Origin of the sequence: Luteimonas cucumeris (assembly GCF_007830035.1) — a bacterium.
Lineage (GTDB): Bacteria > Pseudomonadota > Gammaproteobacteria > Xanthomonadales > Xanthomonadaceae > Luteimonas_C > Luteimonas_C cucumeris.
Map to the genome: position 1 here is coordinate 316,192 of NZ_VLKN01000001.1, position 25,746 is coordinate 341,937.

Genomic DNA, 25,746 nt, shown 5'->3' on the forward strand with positions numbered 1-25,746 from the left:
TAATGGATATCAACCTCACATTCGTCATCCAGGGATTCGCGTTCTTCGCGGTCGCGTGGCTGGTGATGAAGTTCGGCTGGCCGCACATCATCGCGGCCATCGAGGAGCGCCAGCAGAAGATCGCTGAAGGCCTCGCCGCGGCCGACAACAGCCAGAAGGCGCTGGCCCAGGCGCAGGACAAGGTCAACGAGGAGTTGAAGCTTGCCCGCACCAAGGCCAACGAGATCATCGAGCAGGCGCACCAGCGCGCCAACCAGATCGTCGATGCGGCCAAGGTCGAGGCGATCGCCGAAGGCGCGCGCCAGAAGGCGCTGGCCGAAAGCGAAATCGCCGCGGCTTCCAACCGCGCCCGCGAGGACCTGCGCAAGCAGGTATCCACGCTGGCCGTGACCGGTGCCGAGAAGCTGCTGCGTCGCGAGATCGATGCCAACGCCCACAAGGCGCTGCTCGACGAACTCGCAGCCGAGATCTGACGCATGAGCCAGGCCCTCACGCTCGCCCGTCCCTATGCCCGCGCCGTCTTCGCGATCGCGCGCGACGAGGGCAAGTTCGCGCCGTGGTCCGACGCGCTCGGTTTCGCCGCGCGCGTCGCAACCGATCCGCAGGTCGCCTCGCTGCTCGGCAACCCCGGCCTGACCGACGCCGATGCGGTGACGCTGCTGTCGCCCGATGGCGCCGGCCAGACCTTCCGCGATTTCCTCGCACTGCTGGCCGATAACCGTCGCCTGGCGTTGTTGCCGGAGATCGCCGGCCTGTTCGAGGAACTGCGTGCCGACGCCGAGCGCGTGGTCAAGGCCCGGGTGACCTCGGCCGCGGCCCTGCCGGCGGGCGAACTGGACACGATCAAGGCGGCACTGAAGAAGCGGTTCGGCCGCGAGGTCGAGATCGAGACGTCGGTCGACGAGGCACTGATCGGTGGCGCGGTGATCGACGCCGGCGACGTGGTCATCGACGGTTCCTTGCGCGGCAAGCTGTCGCGGCTGCAGTCGGCGCTGGCGCAGTGAAGCCGTGATTGGTGATTCGTGATTCGTGATTAGCAGAGCGGCACCCGCCCTCGAATCACCAATCGCCAATCACGAATCACGAAACGCAAATCGAAAACGTATGCCGCAAGCCGCGGTGCACGAATCAGGAAACGAGAAAATGGCAACCACCACGCTCAACCCGTCCGAAATCAGCGAACTGATCAAGACCCGCATCGAGAAGGTCAAGCTCAGTGCCGAGGCGCGCAACGAAGGCACCGTGACCAGCGTGTCCGACGGCATCGTGCGCATCTACGGCCTGGCCGACGTGATGCAGGGCGAAATGATCGAACTGCCCAACGACACCTACGCGCTGGCGCTGAACCTGGAGCGCGACTCGGTCGGCGCCGTGGTGCTGGGCGACTACGAGCACCTGCGCGAAGGCGATACCGCCAAGACCACCGGGCGCATCCTCGAGGTGCCGACCGGCCCGGAACTGCTCGGCCGCGTCGTCAACGCGCTCGGCGAGCCGATCGACGGCAAGGGTCCGATCAACGCGCAGCAGACCGCGCCGGTGGAAACCATCGCCCCGGGCGTGATCGCGCGCAAGTCGGTGTCGCAGCCGGTGCAGACCGGCTACAAGGCGATCGACTCGATGATTCCGATCGGCCGCGGCCAGCGCGAGCTGATCATCGGCGACCGCCAGACGGGCAAGACCGCGGTGGCGATCGACGCGATCATCAACCAGAAGGGCACCGGCGTTAAGTGCATCTACGTCGCGATCGGCCAGAAGAACAGCTCGATCGCCAACGTCGTGCGCAAGCTCGAAGAGCATGGTGCGATGGCACACACGATCATCGTCGCCGCCGCCGCCGCCGAATCCGCCGCGATGCAGTACATCGCGCCGTACTCCGGCTGCACCATGGGCGAGTTCTACCGCGACCGTGGCGAAGACGCATTGATCATCTACGACGATCTGTCCAAGCAGGCCGTGGCCTACCGCCAGATCTCGCTGCTGCTGCGCCGCCCGCCGGGTCGCGAAGCGTATCCGGGCGACGTGTTCTACCTGCACAGCCGCCTGCTCGAGCGCGCCGCGCGCGTCAACGAGGACTACGTCGAGAAGTTCACCAACGGCGCCGTCAAGGGCAAGACCGGCTCGCTGACCGCGCTGCCGATCATCGAGACCCAGGCCGGCGACGTTTCCGCGTTCGTGCCGACCAACGTGATCTCGATCACCGACGGCCAGATCTTCCTTGAGACCGACCTGTTCAACGCCGGCATTCGTCCGGCCGTGAACGCCGGCATCTCGGTGTCGCGCGTCGGTGGCGCGGCCCAGACCAAGATCATGAAGAAGCTGTCGGGCGGCATCCGCATCGCGCTCGCCCAGTATCGCGAGCTCGCCGCGTTCGCCCAGTTCGCTTCCGACCTGGACGAAGCCACCCGCAAGCAGCTTGAGCGCGGCCAGCGCGTGACCGAGCTGATGAAGCAGAAGCAGTACGCGCCGATGTCGGTGGCCGAGCAGTCCCTGTCGATCTACGCGGTCGACAAGGGCTACATGGACGATGTGCCGGTCAGCAAGATCGGCGCGTTCGAAGAGGCGCTGCACGCGCACTTCGCCAACACTTCCGGCGAGCTGCTGGACAAGGTCAACGCCAGCGGCGACTGGAACGACGAAATCGAGGCCGGCTTCAGGAAGGGCATCGAGGATTTCAAGGCTACCGGTTCATTCTGAACCGGCGTGATTGGTGATTGGTGATTCGTAATGCGGTGATTCACGTTTCGGATAGGGCTTTGCCTTCTCGAATCACGAATCACCAATAACGAATCACGGCAAGCAGAGCGAGCAGAAGATGGCCGGCGGCAGAGAAATCAAAACCAAGATCAAGAGCGTGCAGAACACCCGCAAGGTGACGCGCGCGCTGGAAATGGTCTCGGCTTCCAAGATCCGCAAGGCGCAGGACCGTATGAAGGCCTCGCGTCCGTACGCGCGCGCCATGAAGCAGGTCATCGGTCACCTGGCGCAGGCCAATTCCGAGTTCCAGCATCCTTACCTGGTCGAGCGCAAGGACATCAAGCGCGTCGGCTACATCATCGTGTCGTCCGATCGCGGCCTCGCCGGTGGCCTCAACAACAACCTGTTCCGCAAGCTGCTTGGCGAGATCCGCAAGTGGCACGAGCAGGGCATCGAGGTCGACGTCGTCACCATCGGCCAGAAAGCCTCTGTGTTCTTCCGCCGGATCAAGGTCAACATGCTGGCCACGGTCACCCACCTGGGCGACCAGCCGCATGTCGAACAGCTGGTCGGCGTGGTCAAGGTGATGCTGGACGCCTACAGCGCCGGCAAGGTCGACAAGGTGTTCCTGAGCTACAACGATTTCGTCAACACCATGACCCAGCGCGCCGCTTTCGACCAGCTGTTGCCGTTGCCGGAATCCGACCAGCCGGTCGCGCACCACGATTGGGACTACATCTACGAACCCGACGCGCAGACCGTGCTGGAGCACGTGCTGACCCGTTACGTCGAGTCCCTGGTTTACCAGGCGGTGATGGAGAACGTGGCGTCGGAGCACGCCGCGCGCATGGTGGCGATGAAGGCGGCCAGCGACAACGCCAACAAACTGATCGAAACGCTGAACCTGGTCTACAACAAGGCCCGGCAGGCGGCGATCACGCAGGAGATTTCCGAGATCGTCGGCGGTGCCGCGGCGGTCTGACGGTAGCTACCGTGATTGGTCATTCGTGATTGGTGATTGGAAACAGCAGCAGTTCGCGCTTATCCAAATCACGAATCACAAGACAACGAACACGCTGGTGAAAACCGGCAACGAAACAGGTAATCGGAGCGACAAAATGAGCAACCAGGGCAAGATCGTCCAGATCATCGGCGCCGTCGTCGACGTCGAATTCCCGCGCGAAAGCGTGCCGCGCGTGTATGACGCGCTGAAGGTGCAGAACACCGCCATCACGCTGGAAGTGCAGCAGCAGCTGGGCGATGGCATCGTGCGCACCATCGCGCTCGGTTCCACCGACGGCCTCAAGCGCCACCTGGTCGCCGAGAACACCGGCAAGGCCGTGTCGGTTCCGGTGGGCGTGGGCACCCTGGGCCGCATCATGAACGTGCTCGGCGAGCCGATCGATGAAGCCGGCCCGGTCGAAGCGACCGAGCATTGGGAAATCCACCGCTCGGCACCGAGCTATGAAGACCAGGCCTCGACCAACGAGTTGCTGGAAACCGGCATCAAGGTGATCGACCTGATGTGCCCGTTCGCCAAGGGCGGCAAGGTCGGCCTGTTCGGCGGCGCCGGCGTGGGCAAGACGGTGAACATGCTCGAACTGATCAACAACATCGCCACCGAACACGCGGGTCTTTCCGTGTTCGCCGGCGTCGGTGAGCGTACCCGCGAAGGCAACGACTTCTACCACGAGATGGCCGAGGCTGGCGTCATCAAGCTGGAGAACATGAAGGAGTCGAAGGTGGCGATGGTGTACGGCCAGATGAACGAGCCGCCGGGCAACCGCCTGCGCGTCGCGCTCACCGGCCTGACCATGGCCGAGTACTTCCGCGATGAGAAGGACGCGGACGGCAAGGGCCGCGACGTGCTGTTCTTCGTCGACAACATCTACCGCTACACGCTGGCCGGCACCGAAGTGTCGGCGCTGCTGGGCCGCATGCCGTCGGCGGTGGGCTACCAGCCCACGCTCGCCGAGGAGATGGGCGTGTTGCAGGAACGCATCACTTCGACCAAGACCGGTTCGATCACCTCTATCCAGGCCGTGTACGTGCCCGCGGACGACCTGACCGACCCGTCGCCGGCGACCACCTTCGCCCACCTTGACGCCACCGTCGTGCTGTCGCGAAACATCGCCGCGCTGGGCATCTACCCGGCGGTCGATCCGCTGGACTCGACCAGCCGCCAGCTCGATCCGAACGTGATCGGCAACGAGCACTACGACACTGCCCGCCGCGTGCAGGCCACGTTGCAGAAGTACAAGGAGCTGAAGGACATCATCGCGATCCTTGGCATGGACGAGCTGTCCGAAGAGGACAAGCAGGCCGTGTCGCGCGCGCGCAAGATCGAGCGCTTCTTCAGCCAGCCGTTCCACGTGGCCGAAGTGTTCACCGGCTCGCCGGGCAAGTACGTGTCGCTGAAGGACACCATCCGCGGCTTCAAGATGATCGTCGATGGTGAGTGCGACCACATTCCCGAGCAGGCCTTCTACATGGTCGGCAGCATCGAGGAAGCGATCGAGAAGGCCAAGAAGATTTCCGCTTAAAGCGGAAATCTTCTTCGGTGATTCGTGATTGGTGATTCGAGAGGGCGCCAGATTCACGAAGTGACGAAAGTCCGCATTTTCCAATCACGTATTTCCAATCACCAATCACGTTGAGCGAGCAGAGCGAGCGAAACAATGAGCACCATCCGTTGCGACATCGTCAGCGCCGAGCAGGAAATCTTCCATGGCGAGGCAGAATTGATCGTCGCCACCGGTGAGCAGGGTGAGCTCGGCATCGCGCCGCGCCATGCGCCGCTGATCACGCGACTGAAGCCGGGCAAGCTGATCGTGACGCTGCCGGGCGGAGAGAAGCTCGATTTCACCGTCAACGGCGGCATCCTCGAGGTGCAGCCGCAGGTCGTGACCGTACTGGCCGACTCGGCCGTGCGCAGCACCGACCTCGACGAATCGTCGGTGCTGGCCGCCAAGGCGGAAGCCGAGCGGATACTGGCCAACCGCGGCGAGGCGATGGAAGTCGCCGAGGCGCAGGCCAAGCTGGCCGAAGTCAGCGCGCAGCTGCAGGCGCTGGAGCGCCTGCGCAAGAATCTCAAGCATTGAGGGCGTGATTCGTCATTGGTGATTCGTGATTCGCAAGAGCGGGTCGCCAGCGATTGCTTGGTGGCATTGCAAAGGCCCCTCGACGGGGCCTTTGCTTTTGACCAATGGCGACTCACCAATGACGAATCACGGCCCCACAATCACCGCTTGTAGATCCAGTGCCGCGACAGCACGAAGCCGATCACGCCCAGCACCAGTTCTACGCCGGGCTTTGCCAGCCAGGCCCATTTCAGCCCGAGGTGATGGTCGATCGCGCTCATCGCCCAGGTACTGACCACGGTGGTGCACAGCCACATCAGGATGAAACGCTGCAGTTGCGTGCGTCCCAGCGTCGTGTCGTCGCCGGCGAAGGTGAGCTTGCCGTTGAGCCAGTAACCCAGCAGCGCGCCACTCACACGGCCGGCAATGTTGGCCGTCGCGACATGCATGCCGAAATGGCTCAGCGCGACCATCACCGCCCAGTCGAGCAGCCACTGGATGCCGCCGATCACGAGATAGTGCCGGCCCTGCCTGCCCAGGCTCATGGCGCAGGCTCGGTGGATGCCGGGTGATGGAGGTCGAAGTCGTGCGGCGGCATGCGAGATGAATATCGGGCTGATGCGCATGCTATCAGCGGTGCCCGTTAGAATCCCGACATTGCCAGACCAGGAATCGACATGACCGCGCCTCTGCACGTCGTCATCCTCGCCGCGGGCGAGGGCAAGCGGATGAAGTCAAAGCTGCCCAAGGTGCTGCAGAAGATCGCCGGACGTCCGATGCTGGCGCATGTGATCGAGGCGGCGCGCGCGCTGCGGCCGGCTGCCATCCATGTCGTCCACGGCCATGGCGGCACGCAGGTGCGTGAGGCCTTCGCCACCCAATCCGATCTGCGCTGGGCCGAGCAGACCGAGCAGCTCGGCACCGGCCATGCGGTGCAGCAGGCGATGTCGGGTATTGCCGACGGCGCGCAGGTGCTGGTGTTGTACGGCGATGTGCCGCTGATCACCACCGCCACCTTGCAGCGCCTGCTGGATAGCCCCGGCAAGCTGTCGGTGCTGGTCGCCGAACTCGATGATCCCAGCGGCTATGGCCGCATCGTGCGCGACGCCGAGGGCCGGGTCGCGGCGATCGTCGAGCACAAGGACACCGACGACGAGCAGCGTCGCATCCGCATCGTCAATACCGGCATCCTCGCCGTGGAATCGATCGCGCTCAAGCGATGGCTGGCAGCGCTGTCCAACGACAATGCGCAAGGTGAGTACTATCTGACCGACATCTTCGCCCAGGCGGCGACGGAATACGACGCGGCGGAGATGGTGCTGGTGGCCGATGCCATCGAAACAGAAGGCGCCAACGACCCTTGGCAACTGGCGCAACTGGAACGCGCCTGGCAGCGGCGGGCGGTGCGCGCACTATGCGTGCAGGGCGTGCGTTTTGCCGATGTCGATCGCGTCGACATCCGCGGCGAGATCGCGGTCGGCAGCGATGTCGAGATCGACGTGGACGTGGTGCTGGAAGGCAGCGTGCAACTCGGCGACGGCGTGCGTATCGGACCGTTCTGCCGGCTCAAGGATACCCGCCTGGCCGCAGGCACCGAGGTGCGCGCTCACTGCGACCTGGAAGGCGCGGTCAGCGAGGGCGTCGCGCACATCGGCCCGTATGCGCGGCTGCGGCCCGGCACGGTGTTGTCGGAGGGCACGCATGTCGGCAATTTCGTCGAGACCAAGAACGCGAAGCTGGGCGTGGGCAGCAAGGCCAACCACCTGACATACCTGGGCAATGTGGTGGTCGGTACGCGCGTCAACATCGGCGCGGGCACCATCACCTGCAACTACGACGGCATCAACAAGTTCACGACGATCATTGGCGATGGTGCATTCATCGGCTCGAATTCGGCGCTGGTGGCGCCGGTGACGATTGGCGCGAATGCGACGATCGCGGCCGGATCGACGATCACCAAGGACGCACCGGAAGGCGAACTGACCGTGGCGCGTGCGCGGCAAGCGACCATCGAGGGTTGGCATCGGCCGAAGAAGAAATAGGCTGGGGGCTGGGGACTAGGGACGGCCTGTTGCTTTGCCCCCTTTGAAAAAGGGGGCTACGGGGGATTTGCTTTTGATCTTGCCGTTCACAGCAACCGCAACAGCAAATCCCCCATCGACCTGCGGCCGATTCGCCCCCTTTCAAAGGGGGCAAAAAACAAGCTCTTCCCAGCCCCCAGCCCCCAGCCCAGCCTCAGTCCGGCAACACCATGCTCACGCATAGTCCGCCGCCTTCGCGGTTGAGCAGGGCGATGCGGCCACCATGGGCCTCGGCGATCTCGCGCGCCAGCGCCAAGCCCAGGCCGGTGCCGTTGCGCTTGGTGGAGTAGAACGGCAGCAGCGCGTTGGACAGCACGGCTTCGTTCATGCCGCTGCCGCGATCGAGCACGTCGATGCGCCAGGCGTCGGGCAGCCGCCGCAGCGCGAGCTTCACTTCCTGTGGCGCCGAGCCGGATTCGTGCGCGTTCTTGAGCAGGTTCAACAGCGCCTGTTCGAGTTGGGCGCTGTCGAAGCGGGCGTGGCTCGAGTGCTCCTCGCCCTCCAGTACGAATTCCACCTGCGAGCGCAGTTGCGCGATGAAGCGCGGCCAGTGATGCGGCTCGGCGCGTGGCGACGGCAGCTTGGCGAAGCGCGCGTAGCCGCGGATGAAACTTTCCAGATGGCGGGCGCGATCCTCGATCGTGGCCAGCGCCTCGGGCAGTCGCTCCGGTTGCCCGCGGCGCAGCAGTTCGGCGCCCGAATGCGCCAGCGATGCGATTGGCGCCAGCGAGTTGTTCAGCTCGTGGCTGATCACGCGGATGACCTTCTTCCAGGTCTGCACTTCCTGCCGGCGCAGTTCGGTGGTGAGCTGGCGCAGCAGCAGCAGTTCGTGGCGACGACCGTTGAGACGGAAACTGCGGCGCGCGAGATGGTAAAGCTCTTCGTCATCCTCGGTGCCGACCGCGAACAGGGCATCGCCACCGCGCGCGAACGCATCGCGCAGGCTGGCCGGCGCCAGTTCCAGCAACGCCTGGAAATCATGGCCTTCCAGACGCCTGCCTTCGCCCAGCAGCTTGCGCGCGGACAGGTTGCCGAACACGACGCGCCCTTCCGGTTCCAGCAGCAGCATCGCCACCGGCGTGTTCTGCACCATGGTGTCGAGTAGCAGTTCGCGCTGCACCAGCCCCAGCCGTTGTTCGCGCAGGGCATCGCCCAGTTGGTTGTGGGTGTCGACCAGTTCGCCCAGTTCGTCGTTGCCATGCCATGACAGGCCGAAACTGAAATCGCCGTCGCGATAGCTGGCCACGGTGCCGGAAAGCGCGCGGAACAGCGAGTTCATCGGCGCGAAGGCACGGCGCACGTGATAGGCCAGCAGCGGCAACAGCAGCGCGATGGCGGCGACGGCGGCCAGCCAAGGCGCCATCCATTGCCGCAGCAACAGCGACAATGCAGCGCTCGCGGCCATGTAGGCGATGGCCAGCGCCGCGAATTTCAATCTCAGGGAAATGCGGCGCAACCAGCGCATCGGATGGCCTTTAGTCGCGACGGATGCCGAGGCGGTCGAGCCGGCGATACAGCGCCTGCCGCGACAGTCCCAGCTCGGCCGCGGCCTGCGCCAGTACGCCGCCGTTGCGCTCCAGCGCGGCTTCGATCGTGTCGCGATCCGGTTCTTCGGCCGGTGAGATCGCGCTCGCAGCCGCTGCCGGCAGATCGAAGTCGCTGGCCTGCAGCAGGTCGCCACGTGACAGCAAAGCCGCGCGCTGCACGGCATTGCGCAGTTCGCGCACGTTGCCGGGCCAGGCATGGCGCAGCAGGACACGTTCCGCGTCGTCGCCGAGGCGCTTGCCCTCGGGCAGGAAATGACGGGCCAACGGCAGTATGTCGTCGGGCCGCTCAGCCAGCGGCGGCAGCTTCAGTTCGATCGCGTTGAGCCGGTACAACAGGTCTTCGCGGAACTGGCCGTTGCGGATCAGCGCCGGCAGGTCGGCATTGGTGGCGCTGATCACGCGCACCTTGACGTGACGCTCGCGATTGCCACCCAGGCGCTCGAAGCGCCCGGTTTCCAGCACGCGCAGCAGCTTGATCTGCCCGGCCGGCGTCAACGTGCCGATCTCGTCGAGGAACAGCGTGCCGCCATCGGCCGCTTCGAACTTGCCTTCGCGCGCCTTGTTGGCGCCGGTGTAAGCGCCGGCCTCGGCACCGAACAGCTCGGCTTCGATCAACTCCGACGGCAAGGCACCGCAGTTGACCGCCACGAACGGACCATTGCGGACCGACGAATTGGCATGCAGGATCTCGGCGAACTTTTCCTTGCCGACGCCATTGGGTCCGGTGATCAGCACCGGCAGTTCCGAGCGCGCCACCTGGCAGGCCAGCGACAACGCGCGCTCGCTGGCGGCATCGGCGTAGACCAGGCCACGCAGGTCGTAATCGCGCATCAGTTCGCTGCGGCGGCGGCATTCGCCGGAGCGGTGCCGGGTCAGTTCCCGGCGCGCCTGCGACAGCTCCAGCAGGTTGTTGACCGTGGCCAGCAGCTTGGGATCGTCCCAGGGCTTGGCCAGGTAATCGGCGGCGCCGGCCTTGACCAGTTCCACCGCGCTTTCCAGATGCGTCCAGGCCGTCAGCAGGATCACCGGCAGGTCGGGATGCTGGGCGCGTATCGCGTTGAACAGCGCCACGCCTTCCTCGCCGGAGGTGGTGTCGGCATGGAAGTTCATGTCCTGCACCACTAGGTCGACGGGTTCGCGTTGCAGCAGGGCCAGGCCCGCCTGCGGCGACTCCGCACGCAGCGTGTTGATGTCGTGCAGCGAGAACAGCAGGTCGAGCGCGGTGGCGACGGAAGGATTGTCGTCGATGACGAGGATGGTGGGCATGAAAGCCGGGATTCGTGATTGGGGATTCGGGATTCGCTTCGGGACGGAGTTTGACGCTGCATCCTGTGCGCGTCCAATCCGCCCTGACGATGCGGAGCTGGGATCAGGGACGCGCTTTTGCGAATCCCGATCCCGAATCCCCAGGTCGGCTCTCAGACACTTCGCGTCGCGATCGCCGGCGGCACCGCCGCCGCCTTCAGCGCCGGGCCCAGCACTGAAACCTGGCCCAGCAACCACAGCGCCACTGCACCGATCGGCAGGTAGTACAGCGGCAGGCGCGGCAGTTCGTACTTGCCCATCAGCATCTGGTTGATGGCGTAGGCCAGCAGCATGCCGATGACGATACCGAGCGAGGCGAGCAGGAAGTTCTCGACCTGGAAGTAGCGCAGGATCTGCATCTTCGTCGCACCCAGCGCGCGGCGCACTCCGATCTGACGCGTGCGCTGCTGCACCCAGAAGCTGGCCAGGCCGACGATGCCCAGCGCGGTCACCACCAGCAGGGCCACGCAGACTGCGACCAGCAGCCACGCCATCGCCTTGTCCTGACGGTAATACTCATCGCGGAGTTGTTCGAAGGTCTTGCTGTCTTCCTCGGAGATGATGCGGGTCGGGCCGCTGGATTCCAGGGCCTTCATCGCGGCCTGCATCACTTCCTGGCGACGCGACGGGTCGGTCACCCGGATCAGGTAGTTGCCGCCCATTTCGTAAGGCAGGTTGATCGGGAACATCATCGAATACTCGTTCGCGGTCGGTCCGCCCTGTTCGTTCGGGCGTACCAGGTGCTCGACCACACCGACCACGCGGATCGGTTCCTCGCCCCAGGAATAGAACGACTTGCCGACCGCGTTCTCACCCGGGAACAGCTTGTCGGCCATGACCTTGGTGATGATGGTGGAAGGAATGCTGACCTTCGAGTTGGGTTTGTCGAACTCGGCCCAGTCGACGAATTCGTCGGCGGTGAACTGGCGGCCGGCAATCAGCTTCAGGCCCATCGTGTCGAACAGTTGCTGGCCACCGAGATAGGTCGTGGCGTTGAGGTTTTCCTGTTGCTGATCCTTGATCAGGCGGACGCCGCTGTTCCAGGAGGAACCGCCGAAGGTCACCTGATTGGTCGACGAAGCATTCCTCACGCCGGGCAAAGCGCGCAGCACCTGCAGGTCGTTGAGCGTGATTGCGGCGGCGTCCTTGTTCTCGGCGATACCGCTGATGCGGATCACCAACAGTTCGCTCTCGGCCTGGCCGCTGACCCGGTCCATGCGCTCGATGCGATTGCCGATCAGGAACAGGGCGTTGCAGATTATCGCGGTGCTCAGCGCGATCTCCAGCACGATCAGGGCCGCGGCGGTCTTGTGCCGGCGCAGGGTGGAGAGGATGGGGCGCAGTTCCATGAGGGTTCTCCAGGGTGTCATTCCGAGCGAAGCGAGGAATCTGCTTGGGGGTTGGAAGCAGATCCCCCACTTCGTCCGGGATGACAGGAAAGGTTCGGGATGAAGTGACGGAAGATCATGGGTCGGTCACTGCGACTTGAGCTGGATCGCCGGCGTCACCTGCATCGCGCGCCAAGCGGGGAGGATTCCAGCCAACAGGCTGGCAGCGATGGCGACCGCAAAGGTCATCAGCAGCATGGCCGGGTTCAGGTGCGCGAGTTCGGCGTAGCTGGCCGGCTGCTGGCGCACGGCCCACAGTCCCAGCATCGCCAGGCCAAGGCCGAGCATGCCGCCCGCCAGACCGACCGTGCCTGCCTCGATCATGCACTGCACGAAGATTTCCTTGCGCGATGCGCCCAGCGCGCGGCGCACGCCGATCTCGCCGCTGCGGCGCAGGAACTTGGCCAGCAACAGACCGACCGTGTTGAGCAGGCATACCGCCAGGAATCCAAACGCAAGCCATGTCTGCAGGCGCACGTCGTTGGGTACCACCTTGCGATAGTCCAGCCACTCCATCACGTTGCGCAGCCGCGTATTGGTCGGGCGTTCGAAGCGTCCGGCGGCACGCTGCTCGTCGGAATAGTTGACCAGGTACTGGCGGTACGTCTCGACCTTTTCCGGCGTGCCCAGCTCGACCCAGTACTGGATCCAGGCGCAGGGCGCGTTGATGCCGTTCGAGCCTTCGCCATCCTCGTTGGTGGTGTCTCCCCAACAATCCATGTTGCCGCTGGAGCCGAACTTCAGTGCGCGCGATGTGGAGAATGGGATGAATACTTCCTCCAGTTCGCCATAGCGGTCGGAGGTCATGTCATAGAACCGTGGTGTCGGCCTCCAGTCCTCGAGTACGCCGATGATTCGGAACTCGACCTGGTTCAGCCGCAGCGACTTGCCCACGCTGTCGGCGCCGCCGAACAGCTTGTTGTTGAGCTCTTTGGAGATCACGGCAACCCGGGCGCGCGCCTCGTCATCCTGACCTGTCCAGGCCCGGCCGTGAGTGAACGGCGCTTCGAACATCGGGAAGAAATCTGCCGAGGTATAGCGGGCAGTGACGGTGAATGGCGTCAGGCCCTGCTTGTCCGGCTCGATCGCAAGGCCACCGCCGGTCATCATCGCCTGGCGGTCGCCGCGCTTCTCGCGCAGCATCTTCTCGGCGTCGAAGCGGGTCATCTGGTCCTGCGGCTCTTCGTCGGCGATGTAGCCCTGCATCGTGGCCGGATCCAGTTGCGGATAGAACAGCTTGCCGCTCTTGGTCGGGATCGGATCGCCGGACAGGATGTAGAACACGGTCAGCGTGGTCATGCTGGCGCCGATGCCCAGCGCGATCGCCAGCACCATCAGCGCGGTCAACACCTTGTTGCGCTTGAAACTGCGCAGGGCGAGATTGAAGTAATAGCCGAACATGGCGGCGTCCTCAGGCGGGAGTGGTGGCGGACGCGTGTCCGGCGGCGTGCAGCAGTCCGCGCTCGGTCGCGATATCGGTGGCCATGCCGTCGACGATGTGCACGTTGCGCTGCGCGCGCGCGGCCAGTTCCGGATCGTGGGTGACCATGACGATGGTGGTGCCCTGCGCGTTGATTTCCTCGAGCAGTTCCATCACCCCGCGCGCCATCTGCGAGTCGAGGTTGCCGGTGGGTTCGTCCGCCAGCAGCAGGCGCGGGCTGCCGGCCAGTGCACGCGCGATCGCGGCGCGCTGCTGCTGTCCGCCGGACAGTTCGGAAGGGTAATGCCGCATGCGCGAGCCCAGCCCGACCTGGCCCAGCGCATCCTCGATGCGCAGCTTGCGTTCGGCCGCCGGCATGCCGCGATAGCGCAGCGGCACGTCGACATTGTCGAACAGGTTGAGGTCGGGGATCAGGTTGAAGCTCTGGAAGATGAAGCCGATCTTGCGGTTGCGCAGCTTGCTGCGCGCGTTGTCCGACAGGCCGCGCACGTTCTCGCCGTCGAGCACGTATTCGCCGCCGGTGAAATCCTCCAGCAGGCCGGCGATGTTGAGGAAGGTGGTCTTGCCGGAGCCCGACGGGCCGGTGACGGCGACGAACTCGCCTTCGCGGACGTGCAGGTCCAGCGAGCGCAATGCATGCGTCTCGACCAGTTCGGTGCGATAGACCTTGGTGACTTGGCGCATGTCGAGCATGGCATTCTTCCTCTGGCGGTGGTGTTGCGTGATGTGGCGTTCGTGGTTGGGTGCGGTTTCGCGATGGCGGGTTTAAATCCGCGCCGTATTCTTCAATTTATTTTTATGCGTTCCGCATCGCCGAACTGGTCGCTGCCGGAGACGACGATGCGTTCGCCCGGCTGCAGGCCTTCGAGGATTTCCACGGCGCCGAGGCTGCTGACGCCAGTACGGATCGGGCGGCGCACGGCGCTGCTGCCGTCGACGACGTAGGCATAGCGGCCGCCGCTCTGGTCGACGAACGGGCCACGCTCCACCATCAGCGCGTTGCGGCGCGTGTCCAGCACGATGCGCGCGTTGAGCCGCTGGTTCTGGCGCAGGCCCGGTGGCTGCTTGTCGTCGAAGCGCAGGCGCGCATTGACCTCGCCATTGACCACCTCCGGCGACACCGCCGAGACCTTGCCCGGATAGGGTTCGCCGACACCGCTGGTGATCTGCGCCGGCATGCCGATGGCCAGGTCGCGGGCGAAGCTTTCCGGTACCTTGATCTCGACCTCGAACACGCCCAAGTCGACCACGCTCAGGATCGGCGCGTTGATCGCCACGTTCTCGCGCTGAGTGATCTGCACCTGTCCGACCTGTCCGTCGAACGGCGCGCGCAGCGTCAGTGCGGCGACCTGGCGCTGCAGCTCGGTGACGACGGCCTTCTGGCGATCGGCGAGCAGGCGCTTGTTGCGCGTGTCCAGGCCTGCGCCGCGGCCCTGCAGGCCCTCGTCCTTGCGCGCGTGTTCGAGGCCGATCTCGGCCTTCTTCAACTCGTCCTGCGCCTTGGCCACGTCCACCTGCGCCACGGCGCCGCCATCGAAGCCGCGCTGGTAGCGCTCCAGATCGCGTTGCGCGGCAATGCGATCGACTTCGGCCTGGTCCAGCGCCTTGCGCGCGGTGGCGCGCGCCAGTTCGGCATCCAGCGCGGCGCGGCTGGCCTCGGCTTCCAGGCTGGCGAGCGTGGCTTCTTCCTGCGCGAGCTTGCTGCGCAGTTCCGGGCTGTCGATCTCGGCCAGCGCCTGGCCATTCTTGACCACGTCGCCGGCCACCACCTTCAGCGTCACCGTGCCGCCGGCGATCGCGTACAGGGTCGGGCTGTTGGCGGCGATCACGCGACCATCGGCGGAAATGTCGCGCACCAGATCGCCGCGCTTGACCTCGGCGATGCGTACCCGCGACGAATCGACCGAGCGGCTGCCGCCGCTCCAGGCGCCGACCACCCACACGCCGAGCAGCAACAGCGCAGCGCTGGCGGCGCCGATCAGCATCACGTTCCGGCTGGGCAGCTTGCGGGCAATGCGGCTGTCGCTGTGGGTATGGCTGACGGTGCGGTCCTGGCCGGAGGTGTCGCGGATGCTCATTCGGGTGCCGTGTCGTGAGAAAGTCCTGCCATGGATAGAGCAAGCACCGTGCCAATATCCAACCTATTGATCGGAATGGTTTTTCGGATGTATGGAAGGTGTCCGCGCGGACGCTGTCCGCGTCCAGCGGACGGTCGTCCGCGGCGCCAGTCGTTAAACTAGGCGCTGACCCAGCAAGGATTTCCCATGTGCGGCATCGTCGGCGCGATCGCGGATCGCGATGTGGTTCCGGTCCTGATCGAAGGGCTCAAGCGGCTTGAATACCGCGGTTACGATTCGGCCGGCATCGCCATCGTCGCCGAGGAAGCCGTGCGCCGCGTGCGGCGCACCGGTCGCGTCGCCGAGATGGAAGCGGCCGCCGGCGCCGAGGATTTCCACGCTTCGCTGGGCATCGGCCACACGCGCTGGGCCACTCATGGCGGCGTGACCGAAGGCAACGCGCATCCGCACATCAGCCACGGCGAACTGGCGCTGGTGCACAACGGCATCATCGAGAACCACGAGCAGCAGCGTGAACGCCTGCTCGCGCTCGGTTACACGTTCGAATCGCAGACCGATACCGAGGTCATCGCCCACCTGATCCACCACTACCAGTCGCAGGGCCATGACCTGCTGGTGGCGTTGCAGCATGCAGTGAAGGAACTCGACGGCGCCTATGCCATCGCGGTGATCAGCAAGCGCGACCCGCAGCGCATGGTCTGCGCGCGCATGGGTTGCCCGCTGCTGGTCGGGCTGGGCGAGGGCGAGAACTTCGTCGCCTCCGACGTCTCGGCGATCGTGTCGGCGACGCGCCGCGTGATCTTCCTCGAGGAAGGCGACACCGCCGAACTGACGCGCGAACAGGTGCGCGTATTCGACGCCAGCGGCGCGGAGATACCGCGCGACGTTCACGTCTCCGACGTGTCGCTGGCTTCGCTGGAGCTGGGGCCGTATCGGCACTTCATGCAGAAGGAGATCCACGAGCAGCCGCGCGCGATCGCCGACACCATCGAGGCGATCATCGACCGGAACAGCTTCGTCTCCGCCATGTTCGGTGAAAACGCGGAGGACATCTTCCGCGACATCGAAGCGGTGCAGATCCTCGCCTGCGGCACCAGCTATTACGCGGGGCTCACCGCACGCTACTGGATCGAGGCGATCGCCGGCCTGCCATGCGCGGTCGACATCGCCAGCGAGTACCGCTACCGCCAGGTGGTGGCGAATCCGAAGCAGCTGATCGTCACCATCTCGCAGTCCGGCGAAACGCTGGACACGATGGAGGCACTCAAGTACGCGAAGTCGTTGGGCCAGCAGCGCACGCTGTCGATCTGCAACGTGCCGGAAAGCGCTATCCCGCGCGCCAGCGAGCTGGTGTTCTACACTCGCGCCGGCGCCGAGATCGGCGTCGCCTCGACCAAGGCGTTCACCACCCAGCTGGTCGCGCTGTTCGTACTGACCTGCACGCTGGCGAAGCTGCACGGTCGCCTCGATGCCGAGCAGGAAGCGGAGATGTTGGAAGCGCTGCGCCACCTGCCCGGCAGCGTGCAGCACGCACTCAACCTCGAGCCGCAGATCGTGGCCTGGTCGGAACGTTTCGCGCCCAAGCAGCATGCGCTGTTCCTCGGCCGCGGCGTGCATTATCCGATCGCACTGGAAGGCGCGCTCAAGCTCAAGGAAATCTCCTACATCCACGCCGAGGCCTATCCTGCCGGCGAACTCAAGCATGGCCCGCTGGCGCTGGTCGACGCCGCCATGCCGGTGGTGGTGATCGCGCCCAACGACAAGCTGCTGGAGAAGGTGAAGTCCAACATCCAGGAAGTGCGCGCGCGCGGCGGCGAGATGTTCGTGTTCACCGACCAGGACAGCCACTTCAGCGAGTCCGAAGGCGTGCATGTGATCCGCACCCCGCGCCACGTCGGCGTGCTGAGCCCGATCGTGCACGCGATCCCGGTGCAGCTGCTCGCCTACCACGCCGCACTGGCGCGCGGCACGGACGTCGACAAGCCACGCAACCTGGCCAAGTCGGTGACGGTGGAGTAACTGCGCTCGTATCGGGGCGTCGGCCTGCGACGCCTGCGCTTCCACGCTATGCTGCCTGCGGGTCCGGAAGCCGGCGCAACCGATCGCGCGCCGCTGCTGCGTCGGCCCAAGGGGAAATACCGGAACGGATGCGCTGGCCATGGCCGGTTCACCGGCCGGCGGGCACGCAAACCAGGGGGATGTCGTGAACAAGACGATCGCGGGCGTCGGCCTGGCGCTGTTGGCATGCTGCACTGGGCTGCATGCCGACGAAGTGGGTGCGCTGGACAGGTGGAATGTCGCCGTCGGCGGCTATGCCCTCAATCTCGACGCCAGGCTGCGCGTCGACGGTGATCTGCGCGGCCATGAGTTCGACCTGTCCGGCGACCTGGGCCTGGATCGCAATCGCGATGTCGGCCTCTTTTCGCTGGGTTGGCGACCCTTCGAACGTCACCAGTTCGACATGTCCCATTACCGTGACGAACTCTCGAATACGCGCATCCTCGACCGCCAGATCACCGTCGACGACGAGACGTTCACGATCGGGGCGCGCCTGGATTCGCGCTTCGACAACGAGGTCTACGACTTCACCTACACCTGGTGGCTGCAGGCTGCGCCGCGCCAGGCGTTCGGGCTCAATGTCGGGCTGGTCGGTTACCTGATCGACCTGGACCTGCGCGCCGAAAGCACTGCGTCCGGCGTGGTGATCGAACGTTCGGCGTCCGCGTCCGTGGATCTTCCGGCACCGAAGATCGGGGTCAGCTACCGGCGTGCGTTCGGCGATGGCTGGCGTTTCACCGCATCCGGTTCCACGTTCGAGACCAGCGTCGGCGACATCGACGCGCGCGTGCTGGACGCGCGCGCCGGCATCGAGTACTACCCGTTCTCACGCGCGGGCGTGCGCCTGCAGTACAGCATCAACCGTATCAATGCCGAACTCGATGATCCGGATTTCCACGGCAGGGCCCGACTCGGTTTCTCGGGTCTGCAGCTGCAGCTGGTCGGTCGCTTCTGAGGTCAGCGTTCGTCGCTGACCGGAAGCCTGTACACGATGGCGTGGCATGGAGCCTGCTTGCCCTGACACGCAAAGTGGAAGTTCGGATTTGCGACGGCTTCCAGTAAGGTGCTCCTGTTTCCATCTCATCCCTCCCGTCGTACCGGCGACGCCAACGGCGTGTCCGCCCCGCGATCATGCGCAAGATCCTCCACATCGACATGGACGCGTTCTACGCCTCGGTCGAGCAGCGCGACGATCCCTCGCTGCGCGGCAAACCGGTGGTGGTGGCCTGGCGCGGTGCGCGCTCGGTGGTGTGCGCGGCGTCGTACGAGGCGAGGAAGTTCGGCGTGCGCTCGGCGATGCCGGCGGTGCGCGCCGAGCGCCTGTGCCCGCAGGCGGTGTTCGTGGCGCCGGACTTTGTGCGCTACAAGGCGGTGTCGAAACAGGTGCGCGAGATCTTCCTGCGCCATACCGACCTGGTCGAGCCGTTGTCGCTGGACGAGGCCTACCTGGACGTCACCGCGCCCAGAATCGAGTTGCCCAGCGCGACCGCTATCGCCGAGACGATCCGCGCGCAGATCCGCGACGAAACCGCGCTGACCGCGTCGGCCGGCGTCGCGCCGAACAAGTTCCTGGCCAAGATCGCGTCGGACTGGAACAAGCCCGATGGCCAGTTCGTGATCCGTCCGGGCCAGGTCGAGGCCTTCCTGACGCCGCTGCCGGTCGGCCGCATCCCGGGCGTGGGCAAGGTGATGCAGGGCCGGCTGTCGGAGCTGGGCATCGCCACGGTCGGCGACCTGCGCGGATTCTCCGCGGAAGAACTCGAGCAGCGCTTCGGCAGTTTCGGGCGCCGCCTGCACCAGCGCGCGCGTGGCATCGATGAGCGCGCAGTCGAGCCCAACCAGCCGGTGCAGTCGATCTCGGCCGAGGACACGTTCGAGCAGGATCTGCTGCTGCAGGAACTGGCGCCGATGATCCGCCAGCTGGCCGAGAAGACCTGGCTGGCCGCACAGCGCAGCGGGCGCATCGGCCGCACCGTGGTGCTGAAGCTGAAGACCGCGCAGTTCCGCATCATCACCCGCAGCCACACACCGGAAGCGCCGCCCACGTCGCTGCAGCAGTTCACCGCCATCGCACTGTCGTTGTGCGAACGCGTCGACCTGCCACCGCTGACGCGTTACCGTCTGGTCGGCGTGGGTCTGGCGGGTTTCCGTGATCGCGAGGAAATGGCGATACAGGACGGCTTGTTCGACGTCGGTTCGTGAAGGACTTTTCTGTTACTCGAGACGCGGCTGATTCGCCGCTCAGTCACGGTCGCGATCCGCTTCGGCATCGTCGAACAGCAACGGAGCCGAGGTGTCTTCTTCCTGCATCATCGTGGTCGTGACCGGCGACGCGGCAGGACGGTTGCGCGGCGGCGGCAGTTGCGCGATCGCCGCTTCCGCGGCCTGCACCAGTTCGCTGCGGCGCGACTCCGGTACTTCCTGCCAATGGCAGTCGAGCAGCGCGCCTTCCAGTGCATATAACAGGTTGAGGCTGGGCTTGAAGCCGGCGCGCTTGACGCGCATGAAGGCATCCAGCGCGCCGGCGGTTTCCAGATCCGCGCGCGAGCGCAATCCGACCTGGCGCAACCAGGCCGCGCTCTTGGGACCGATGTTGCGCAGCTTTTCGCCGGTCATGCCAGGCTCTCCATGAAAATCGCGGCGATGGCCTCGAGTCCGCGCTGGTCGTCTTCGTCGAAGCGGTCGGGGATCGGGCTGTCGAGATCGAACACACCGATCAGCTCCGCATCGGACGACAACGGCACCACCAGTTCGGAACGCGACGCCGAGTCGCAGGCGATGTGCCCCGGGAATGCATGCACGTCGGCGACGCGCTGCGTCTGGCCGGTGCGCGCCGCGGCGCCACACACGCCCTGGTCGAGCGGAATGCGCACGCAGGCGGGCAGTCCCTGGAACGGTCCCACCACCAGTTCGCGGCCGTCGTAGAAATAGAAGCCGACCCAGTTCAAGTCGGGCAGGGAATGATGGACCAGTGCCGACAGGTTGGCCGCGTTGGCGATGCGATCGCGCTCGCCGGCCAGCAGCGCACGCGCCTGTCCGGCGAGCTGGGCGTACTGCTCGGGCTTGCCGCCCGTTAGACTCTGTGCTGCAAACATGCCGCGAAGTGTAGCAGCGGCCAAGGTCCGGGAGATCGCGATGCAGACAGGGGAGACGCCAATCCCCGGCAAGGACGGCTTCCGCCGGCGCGGTGTCGAGGTGACGCGGCTGGAGGCCTTCGTCGATGCCGCGTTCGCATTCGCGGTCACGCTGCTGGTGATTTCGGTCGACTCGATCCCCGACAGCCTGGATGCGTTGGCGTTGGCGTTGAAGGGCGTGCCCGCATTCGCGGCCAGTTTCGTGATGATCGCGATGTTCTGGAACGCGCACGCCAACTGGAGCCGGCGCTTCGGACTCGACGACGGCGCCAGCAAGGTGTTGAGCCTGGCGCTGGTGTTCCTGGTGCTGGTCTATGTCTATCCGTTGCGGATCCAGTTCGGCGTGCTGTTCGGCTGGATCAGCGGTGGCCGGTTGCCGTTTCCGGTCCGGATCGATGGCGTGGCCGACCTGGGCTTCATGTTCCTGGTCTACGGCGTGGCATTCGCGACGATGTCGCTGTGCCTGTTCGGCCTGTATGTGCATGCATGGCGTTGCCGCGGTGCGATCGGCCTCGATGGCGCGGAGGCGGCAGCGACCGCAGGCGAGGCTGCGGCGTACGCCTGTTTCGTGATCGTCGGCCTGCTGTCGATCGCGCTCAGCGTATGGATCCGCGATACGCAGTCGCCGGCCGTGGCGAGCCTGCCGGGCATGGCCTATTTCCTGCTGGGTTTCACCGGCATGGTCGCCGCGCACGTGCAGCGCCGCGTGCAGGCGCGGAGCGCAACGGCATGACGTTCGCCTGCTACGTCACCGGCACCGACACCGGCATCGGCAAGACGATCGCCAGCGCCGCGCTGCTGCACGCGTTGCGCGCGCAGGGCCTGCGCGCGGTCGGGATGAAACCGGTCGCCAGTGGTTGCGAATACCTCGACGGCGGCTGGCGCAACGAGGATGCGCTGGCGCTGCAGGATGCGAGTGATCCGCGTCCGGTCTATGACGACATCAATCCGTACGCGCTGCCGGCCGCGACGGCGCCGGAACTGGCGGCGCGCGAGGTCGGCGTCGAACTCGCGCTGGCGCCGATCACGGCCGCTTACCAGCGGTTGGTGGCACTGGCCGACGGCGTCGTGGTCGAAGGCGTCGGCGGCTGGGCTGCACCGCTGTCGGCGCAACTGGACCAGTGCGATCTGGTGCGCGCGCTGCAGTTGCCGGTGGTGATGGTGGTCGGACTGCGCTTGGGCTGCATCAACCATGCGCGGCTTACCGTGCAATCGATCGCGGCCGACGGTGCACGGCTGGTCGGCTGGATCGGCAACGATGTCGACCCTGGCCTGGCGCAGGCCGATGCCTATTTCGACCTGCTGTCGCCGCGCATAGACGCGCCCTGCCTGGGCCGTTTGCCGTATCGGCCTGATGCAGCGGCAAAAGAACTGGCCGCTTGGCTGGATTGCACGGCGCTGCTGGCCGCGTGCTGATTTCGCCAAGAGCACTTCGGCGAAGCCCGTCTCCTTCGGTCATCCCGAACACAGGGAGGGACCTGTTTGTTGCTCACCGGCACTGGCCAAGCAGGTCCCTCACTGCGTTCGGGATGACGGGGCGGAATCGGGCAATTCGCTTCCTGGCGGTGACGGTTGCGCAAAAAAGAACGGGCGCCTTGCGGCGCCCGTTTGCGTTGCAGGACGGCGTTACCGTCAGCCGTGCTGTGGTTCTGGCGGAGGCAGGTGCGCATCCGCTTCGGCGGCTTTTTCACGATCGCGATCATGCGCATGGTCGCGCGCCAGGTACAGGTAGAACGCGGGCAGCACGAACAGGGTGAACATCGTGCCGATGGTCATGCCCGAGGCGATCACCACGCCCATCGAGAAGCGCGAGGCTGCACCCGGGCCGCTGGCGATCAGCAGCGGGATCATCGCGAACACCAGCGCCGCGGTGGTCATCAGCACCGGCCGCAGGCGGATCGCGGTGGCTTCCTCGATCGCCTCGCGCTTGGACAGTCCCTGTTCGATCTGCAGCTTGTTGGCGAACTCCACGATCAGGATGCCGTGCTTGGAGATCACGCCGACCAGCGTCACCAGTCCCACCTGGGTGTAGATGTTGATGCTCATGCCGGGGAATGCCTCGATCCCGGTCATGCCCAGAATGCCGCTGAGGATCGCCAGTACGTTGAGCGTCAGCAGCGCGCCGCAGATCGCCATCGGCACGGTCAACAGCATGATCAGCGCGTCGCGGAAGCTCTCGAACTGCGCCGACAGCACCAGGAAGATCACGATCAGCGCCAGCGCCAGGGTCATCAGCATCGCCGAGCCTTCCTGCTTGAACTGGCGCGACTCGCCGGCGTAGTCGACGCTGTAACCCTGCGGCAGCACTTCCTTGGCCGCCTGGTCCAGGATCGCCAGCGCTTCGCCCTTGCTCACGCCCGGACGTGGCGCGAACGTGATCGACACCGCGTTGAGCTGCTGGAAGCGCTTGAGCGATTGCGGCTGCGCGCTTTCCTTCAGCGTGACGATGGTCGACAGCGGAATCAGCTGGCCGTCGCGGGCGCGGGTGTAGTAGTTCTCCAGCGCGCTGGCGTTGAGCCGGTCGCTGCGCTGCACCTGCGGGATCACCAGGTAGGAGCGGTTCTGCATGGCGAAGCGGTTGGTGTAGCCGCCCGACAGCATCGCCGCCATGTCGGCCGATAGCGTGCGCATGTCGATGCCCAGGCTGGCCGCCTTGTCGCGGTCGATCACCACCTCGATCCGCGGCTTGTCGATCTTCAGGTCCTTGTCGAGGAAGATGAAGCGCTTGCTTGCCATCGCCTTGGCCAGGATCGCCTCGGCCAGCTCGTTGAGCTGGGACAGCTCGCCGACGCCGCCGATGATGAATTCGCCGCCGCCGTCGCCGCCGGCACTGGGCAGCGAGGGCGGCACCAGCGCGAATACGTTGAGGCCGGTGACCTGGCTCATCTGTGGCTGCAGTTGCTGCTCGAGCACCGCCTTGGTCGACTTGTCGCGCTCGCTCCAGGGCTTGAGCACGAAGCCGGCCATCGCGCTGGGGCTGGCGCCGCCGCCGCTGCCGCCGAAGCCGCCGTTGAACAGGAAGTAGTCCTGCACTTCCGGCACGCCCTTGGCGATGCGGGTGATCTCCTCGGTGTACCGCTCCACGTAATCCAGCGTCGAGTACGGGTCGGCGCTGCCGATCGAGAAGATGAAGCCTTCGTCCTCCAGCGGCGCCGGTTCCTTGGGCGCGGTCATGTACAGGAACGCGCACGACACCAGCACGATCAGGCCGAACGCCGCGATCACCGACTTGGTTTCCAGCGCGCCATGCAGCTTGCGCTGGTAGCCGTGGCGCAGCCATTCGAAGCGGTCGTCGAGCCAGCTTTCCAGCTTGCCCTTGCTGCCTTCGCTGTGCGGCTTGAGGATGTGGGCGCACATCATCGGCGTCAGGGTCAGCGCGATGATGCCCGACAGCAGCACCGCACCGGCCAGGGTGAACGCGAACTCGGTGAACAGCACGCCGGTCAGTCCGCCCTGGAAACCGATCGGCAGGTACACCGCGATCAGTGTCGTGGTCATCGCCACCACCGGCCAGGCCAGCTCGCGCGCGCCCTTGATCGCCGCCTCGTGCGGCGACATGCCTTCCTCGATGTGTCGGTGGATGTTCTCCAGCACGATGATCGCGTCGTCGACCACGATGCCGATCGCCAGCACCATCGCCAGCAAGGTCAGCAGGTTGATGGTGAAGCCCATCAGCAGCATCAGGAACAGGCCGCCGATCAGCGACAGCGGCACCGTCACCGCCGGAATCAGCACGCTGCGCAGCGAGCCCAGGAACAGGAAGATCACCACGATCACGATGATCACCGCCTCGATGATCGTGCTGACCACTTCGTTGATCGCGTCCTGGATCGACTCGGTGCTGTCGTAGGGGATGCTCGCCTTGATGCCCTGCGGCAGCTGCGGCACGATCTCGCCGTCCCACAGCTTGCGCACGTCCTTGATCACGTCCAGCGAGTTGGCGTCGGGCGCGACGAAGATGCCCATGAAGGTCGCCGCTTCGCCGTTGATGCGCACCGAGGTGCCGTAGTTCTCCGAGCCCAGCACCACGTCGGCGACGTCGCCCAGGCGCACGATCGCACCGTCCTGCTCGCGGATAACCAGCTTGCGGAATTCCTCGGGCGTGCGCAGGTCGGTGCGCGCGGTCATGTCGATCGCGACCATCTGGCCCTTGGTCGAACCTACCGCCGACAGCACGTTGTTCGACTGCAGTGCGCTGGCGACGTCGCTCGCGGTGACCTTGAGCGCGGTCATGCGGTCCGGCTTCAGCCACACGCGCATCGCGAACGTGCCCGCGCCGAGGATGTCGGCACGCTGCACGCCCGGCACGGTGACCAGCTTGGGCTGGACCACGCGGGTCAGGTAGTCGGTGATCTGGTTGTTGTCGAGCGTGTCGCTGGCGAAGGACACGTACATCGCGGCGATCTGCTGGCCCTGCTGCAGGTCGATCACCGGATCCTCGGACTCCGGCGGCAGCTGGCCGCGCATCTTGTTGACCTTGGCCGCGATCTGGGTGAGCGCCTCGTTCGGATCCTGGTCCAGGCGGATATAGGCCTGGATCGTGCTGATGCCGGCGGAACTGGTCGAGCTGAGGTACTCGATGCCTTCGGCGCTGGCGATCTCGCGTTCCAGCGGCGTGGTGATGAAGCCCTGGATCAGGTCGGCGTCGGCACCGAAATACGTGGTGCTGACATTGATCACCGCGTTGCGCAGTTCCGGATACTGGCGCACGTTGAGTTCGGTGAACGCGCGCAGGCCGAACAGCAGGATGAACAGGCTGACGACCATCGCCAGCACTGGTTTGTTGATGAAGATGTCGGTGAATTTCATCTTGTCCGCCTTTGAAAGCCCTCCCCTTCAAGGGGAGGGTGGGGTGGGGATGGTTTTCCGGGCGAATACGACGTCTTCCTGGAAACCCATCCCCATCCTTGCCTTCCCCTTGAAGGGGAAGGAAATGGGAA

The 25,746-nt window shown here is 65.4% G+C and carries 22 protein-coding genes; 12 read left to right on the top strand and 10 right to left on the bottom strand.

The window, feature by feature from the left end; genetic code table 11:
* Positions 1-2: 2 nt before the first annotated feature.
* From IP90_RS01475 to IP90_RS01500, 6 genes are all read left to right on the top strand, one after another.
* Positions 3-473 (top strand): F0F1 ATP synthase subunit B, encoded by a 471-nt coding sequence (locus IP90_RS01475; protein ID WP_144897838.1) that lies wholly within the window; start codon positions 3-5, stop codon positions 471-473.
* 3 nt (positions 474-476) lie between these two features.
* Positions 477-1,004, top strand: coding sequence for a F0F1 ATP synthase subunit delta (locus tag IP90_RS01480; RefSeq protein ID WP_144897839.1), 528 nt, complete (start codon positions 477-479; stop codon positions 1,002-1,004).
* A 139-nt stretch (positions 1,005-1,143) separates the two neighbouring features.
* On the top strand, positions 1,144-2,694 hold the full coding sequence (gene atpA / locus IP90_RS01485) for a F0F1 ATP synthase subunit alpha (protein WP_144897840.1): 1,551 nt from the start codon (positions 1,144-1,146) through the stop codon (positions 2,692-2,694).
* A 118-nt stretch (positions 2,695-2,812) separates the two neighbouring features.
* Positions 2,813-3,676, top strand: a complete 864-nt coding sequence (gene atpG / locus IP90_RS01490) for a F0F1 ATP synthase subunit gamma (RefSeq protein ID WP_144897841.1) — start codon at positions 2,813-2,815, stop codon at positions 3,674-3,676.
* A 136-nt stretch (positions 3,677-3,812) separates the two neighbouring features.
* Positions 3,813-5,237: a F0F1 ATP synthase subunit beta gene (gene atpD, locus IP90_RS01495; protein ID WP_144897842.1), complete on the top strand. Its 1,425-nt coding sequence runs from the start codon at positions 3,813-3,815 to the stop codon at positions 5,235-5,237.
* Between the two features lie 135 nt (positions 5,238-5,372).
* Positions 5,373-5,795 (top strand): F0F1 ATP synthase subunit epsilon, encoded by a 423-nt coding sequence (locus tag IP90_RS01500; protein WP_144897843.1) that lies wholly within the window; start codon positions 5,373-5,375, stop codon positions 5,793-5,795.
* 140 nt (positions 5,796-5,935) lie between these two features.
* On the opposite strand, the gene IP90_RS01505 is transcribed toward IP90_RS01500, so the two are convergent.
* Positions 5,936-6,319, bottom strand: coding sequence for a GtrA family protein (locus IP90_RS01505; protein ID WP_144897844.1), 384 nt, complete (start codon positions 6,317-6,319; stop codon positions 5,936-5,938).
* 132 nt (positions 6,320-6,451) lie between these two features.
* Here IP90_RS01505 and glmU point away from each other — a divergent pair, with 132 nt between their 5' ends.
* A complete protein-coding gene (gene glmU, locus IP90_RS01510) occupies positions 6,452-7,816 on the top strand; it encodes a bifunctional UDP-N-acetylglucosamine diphosphorylase/glucosamine-1-phosphate N-acetyltransferase GlmU (protein ID WP_144897845.1) in 1,365 nt (454 codons plus the stop codon).
* Positions 7,817-8,009: 193 nt separating this feature from the next.
* Here glmU and IP90_RS01515 read toward each other — a convergent pair whose 3' ends face one another.
* The 6 genes from IP90_RS01515 to IP90_RS01540 all read right to left on the bottom strand — a co-directional run bounded on the left by IP90_RS01515 (position 8,010) and on the right by IP90_RS01540 (position 15,521).
* A complete protein-coding gene (locus IP90_RS01515) occupies positions 8,010-9,311 on the bottom strand; it encodes a sensor histidine kinase (protein WP_425477048.1) in 1,302 nt (433 codons plus the stop codon).
* Between the two features lie 19 nt (positions 9,312-9,330).
* Entirely contained in the window at positions 9,331-10,668 is a 1,338-nt protein-coding gene (locus IP90_RS01520; protein WP_144897846.1) for a sigma-54-dependent transcriptional regulator, read from the bottom strand.
* 152 nt (positions 10,669-10,820) lie between these two features.
* A complete protein-coding gene (locus IP90_RS01525; protein WP_144897847.1) occupies positions 10,821-12,056 on the bottom strand; it encodes an ABC transporter permease in 1,236 nt (411 codons plus the stop codon).
* Between the two features lie 126 nt (positions 12,057-12,182).
* On the bottom strand, positions 12,183-13,496 hold the full coding sequence (locus tag IP90_RS01530; RefSeq protein WP_144897848.1) for an ABC transporter permease: 1,314 nt from the start codon (positions 13,494-13,496) through the stop codon (positions 12,183-12,185).
* A 10-nt stretch (positions 13,497-13,506) separates the two neighbouring features.
* Complete coding sequence (locus tag IP90_RS01535) at positions 13,507-14,229, bottom strand: ABC transporter ATP-binding protein (RefSeq protein ID WP_144897849.1); 723 nt, start codon at positions 14,227-14,229, stop codon at positions 13,507-13,509.
* A gap of 92 nt (positions 14,230-14,321) precedes the next feature.
* Entirely contained in the window at positions 14,322-15,521 is a 1,200-nt protein-coding gene (locus IP90_RS01540; RefSeq protein WP_242007464.1) for an efflux RND transporter periplasmic adaptor subunit, read from the bottom strand.
* A gap of 279 nt (positions 15,522-15,800) precedes the next feature.
* On the opposite strand from IP90_RS01540, the gene glmS reads away from it, so the two are divergent.
* The 3 genes from glmS (at position 15,801) to dinB (ending at position 19,874) form a co-directional block, all read left to right on the top strand.
* On the top strand, positions 15,801-17,633 hold the full coding sequence (glmS, locus tag IP90_RS01545; protein WP_144897851.1) for a glutamine--fructose-6-phosphate transaminase (isomerizing): 1,833 nt from the start codon (positions 15,801-15,803) through the stop codon (positions 17,631-17,633).
* Positions 17,634-17,817: 184 nt separating this feature from the next.
* The gene (locus IP90_RS01550; protein WP_144897852.1) at positions 17,818-18,627 is read left to right on the top strand and encodes a hypothetical protein; all 810 of its coding nucleotides are present in this window, start codon (positions 17,818-17,820) and stop codon (positions 18,625-18,627) included.
* A 176-nt stretch (positions 18,628-18,803) separates the two neighbouring features.
* Positions 18,804-19,874, top strand: a complete 1,071-nt coding sequence (gene dinB, locus IP90_RS01555; RefSeq protein ID WP_144897853.1) for a DNA polymerase IV — start codon at positions 18,804-18,806, stop codon at positions 19,872-19,874.
* A 39-nt stretch (positions 19,875-19,913) separates the two neighbouring features.
* Here the strand turns inward: dinB and IP90_RS01560 are convergent, their stop codons facing one another.
* Both IP90_RS01560 and IP90_RS01565 read right to left on the bottom strand, forming a co-directional pair.
* Positions 19,914-20,288 (bottom strand): TfoX/Sxy family protein, encoded by a 375-nt coding sequence (locus IP90_RS01560; RefSeq protein ID WP_144897854.1) that lies wholly within the window; start codon positions 20,286-20,288, stop codon positions 19,914-19,916.
* Positions 20,285-20,767, bottom strand: coding sequence for a GAF domain-containing protein (locus IP90_RS01565; RefSeq protein WP_144897855.1), 483 nt, complete (start codon positions 20,765-20,767; stop codon positions 20,285-20,287). The genes IP90_RS01560 and IP90_RS01565 overlap by 4 nt, the downstream gene beginning before the upstream one ends.
* Before the next feature lie 40 nt (positions 20,768-20,807).
* On the opposite strand from IP90_RS01565, the gene IP90_RS01570 reads away from it, so the two are divergent.
* On the top strand, positions 20,808-21,539 hold the full coding sequence (locus tag IP90_RS01570) for a TMEM175 family protein (protein WP_158635238.1): 732 nt from the start codon (positions 20,808-20,810) through the stop codon (positions 21,537-21,539).
* Entirely contained in the window at positions 21,536-22,222 is a 687-nt protein-coding gene (bioD, locus tag IP90_RS01575; protein ID WP_144897857.1) for a dethiobiotin synthase, read from the top strand. Before IP90_RS01570 ends, bioD begins: the two co-directional genes overlap by 4 nt.
* A 216-nt stretch (positions 22,223-22,438) precedes the next feature.
* On the opposite strand, the gene IP90_RS01580 is transcribed toward bioD, so the two are convergent.
* Positions 22,439-25,615: an efflux RND transporter permease subunit gene (locus IP90_RS01580; RefSeq protein ID WP_144897858.1), complete on the bottom strand. Its 3,177-nt coding sequence runs from the start codon at positions 25,613-25,615 to the stop codon at positions 22,439-22,441.
* Positions 25,616-25,746 lie beyond the last annotated feature (131 nt).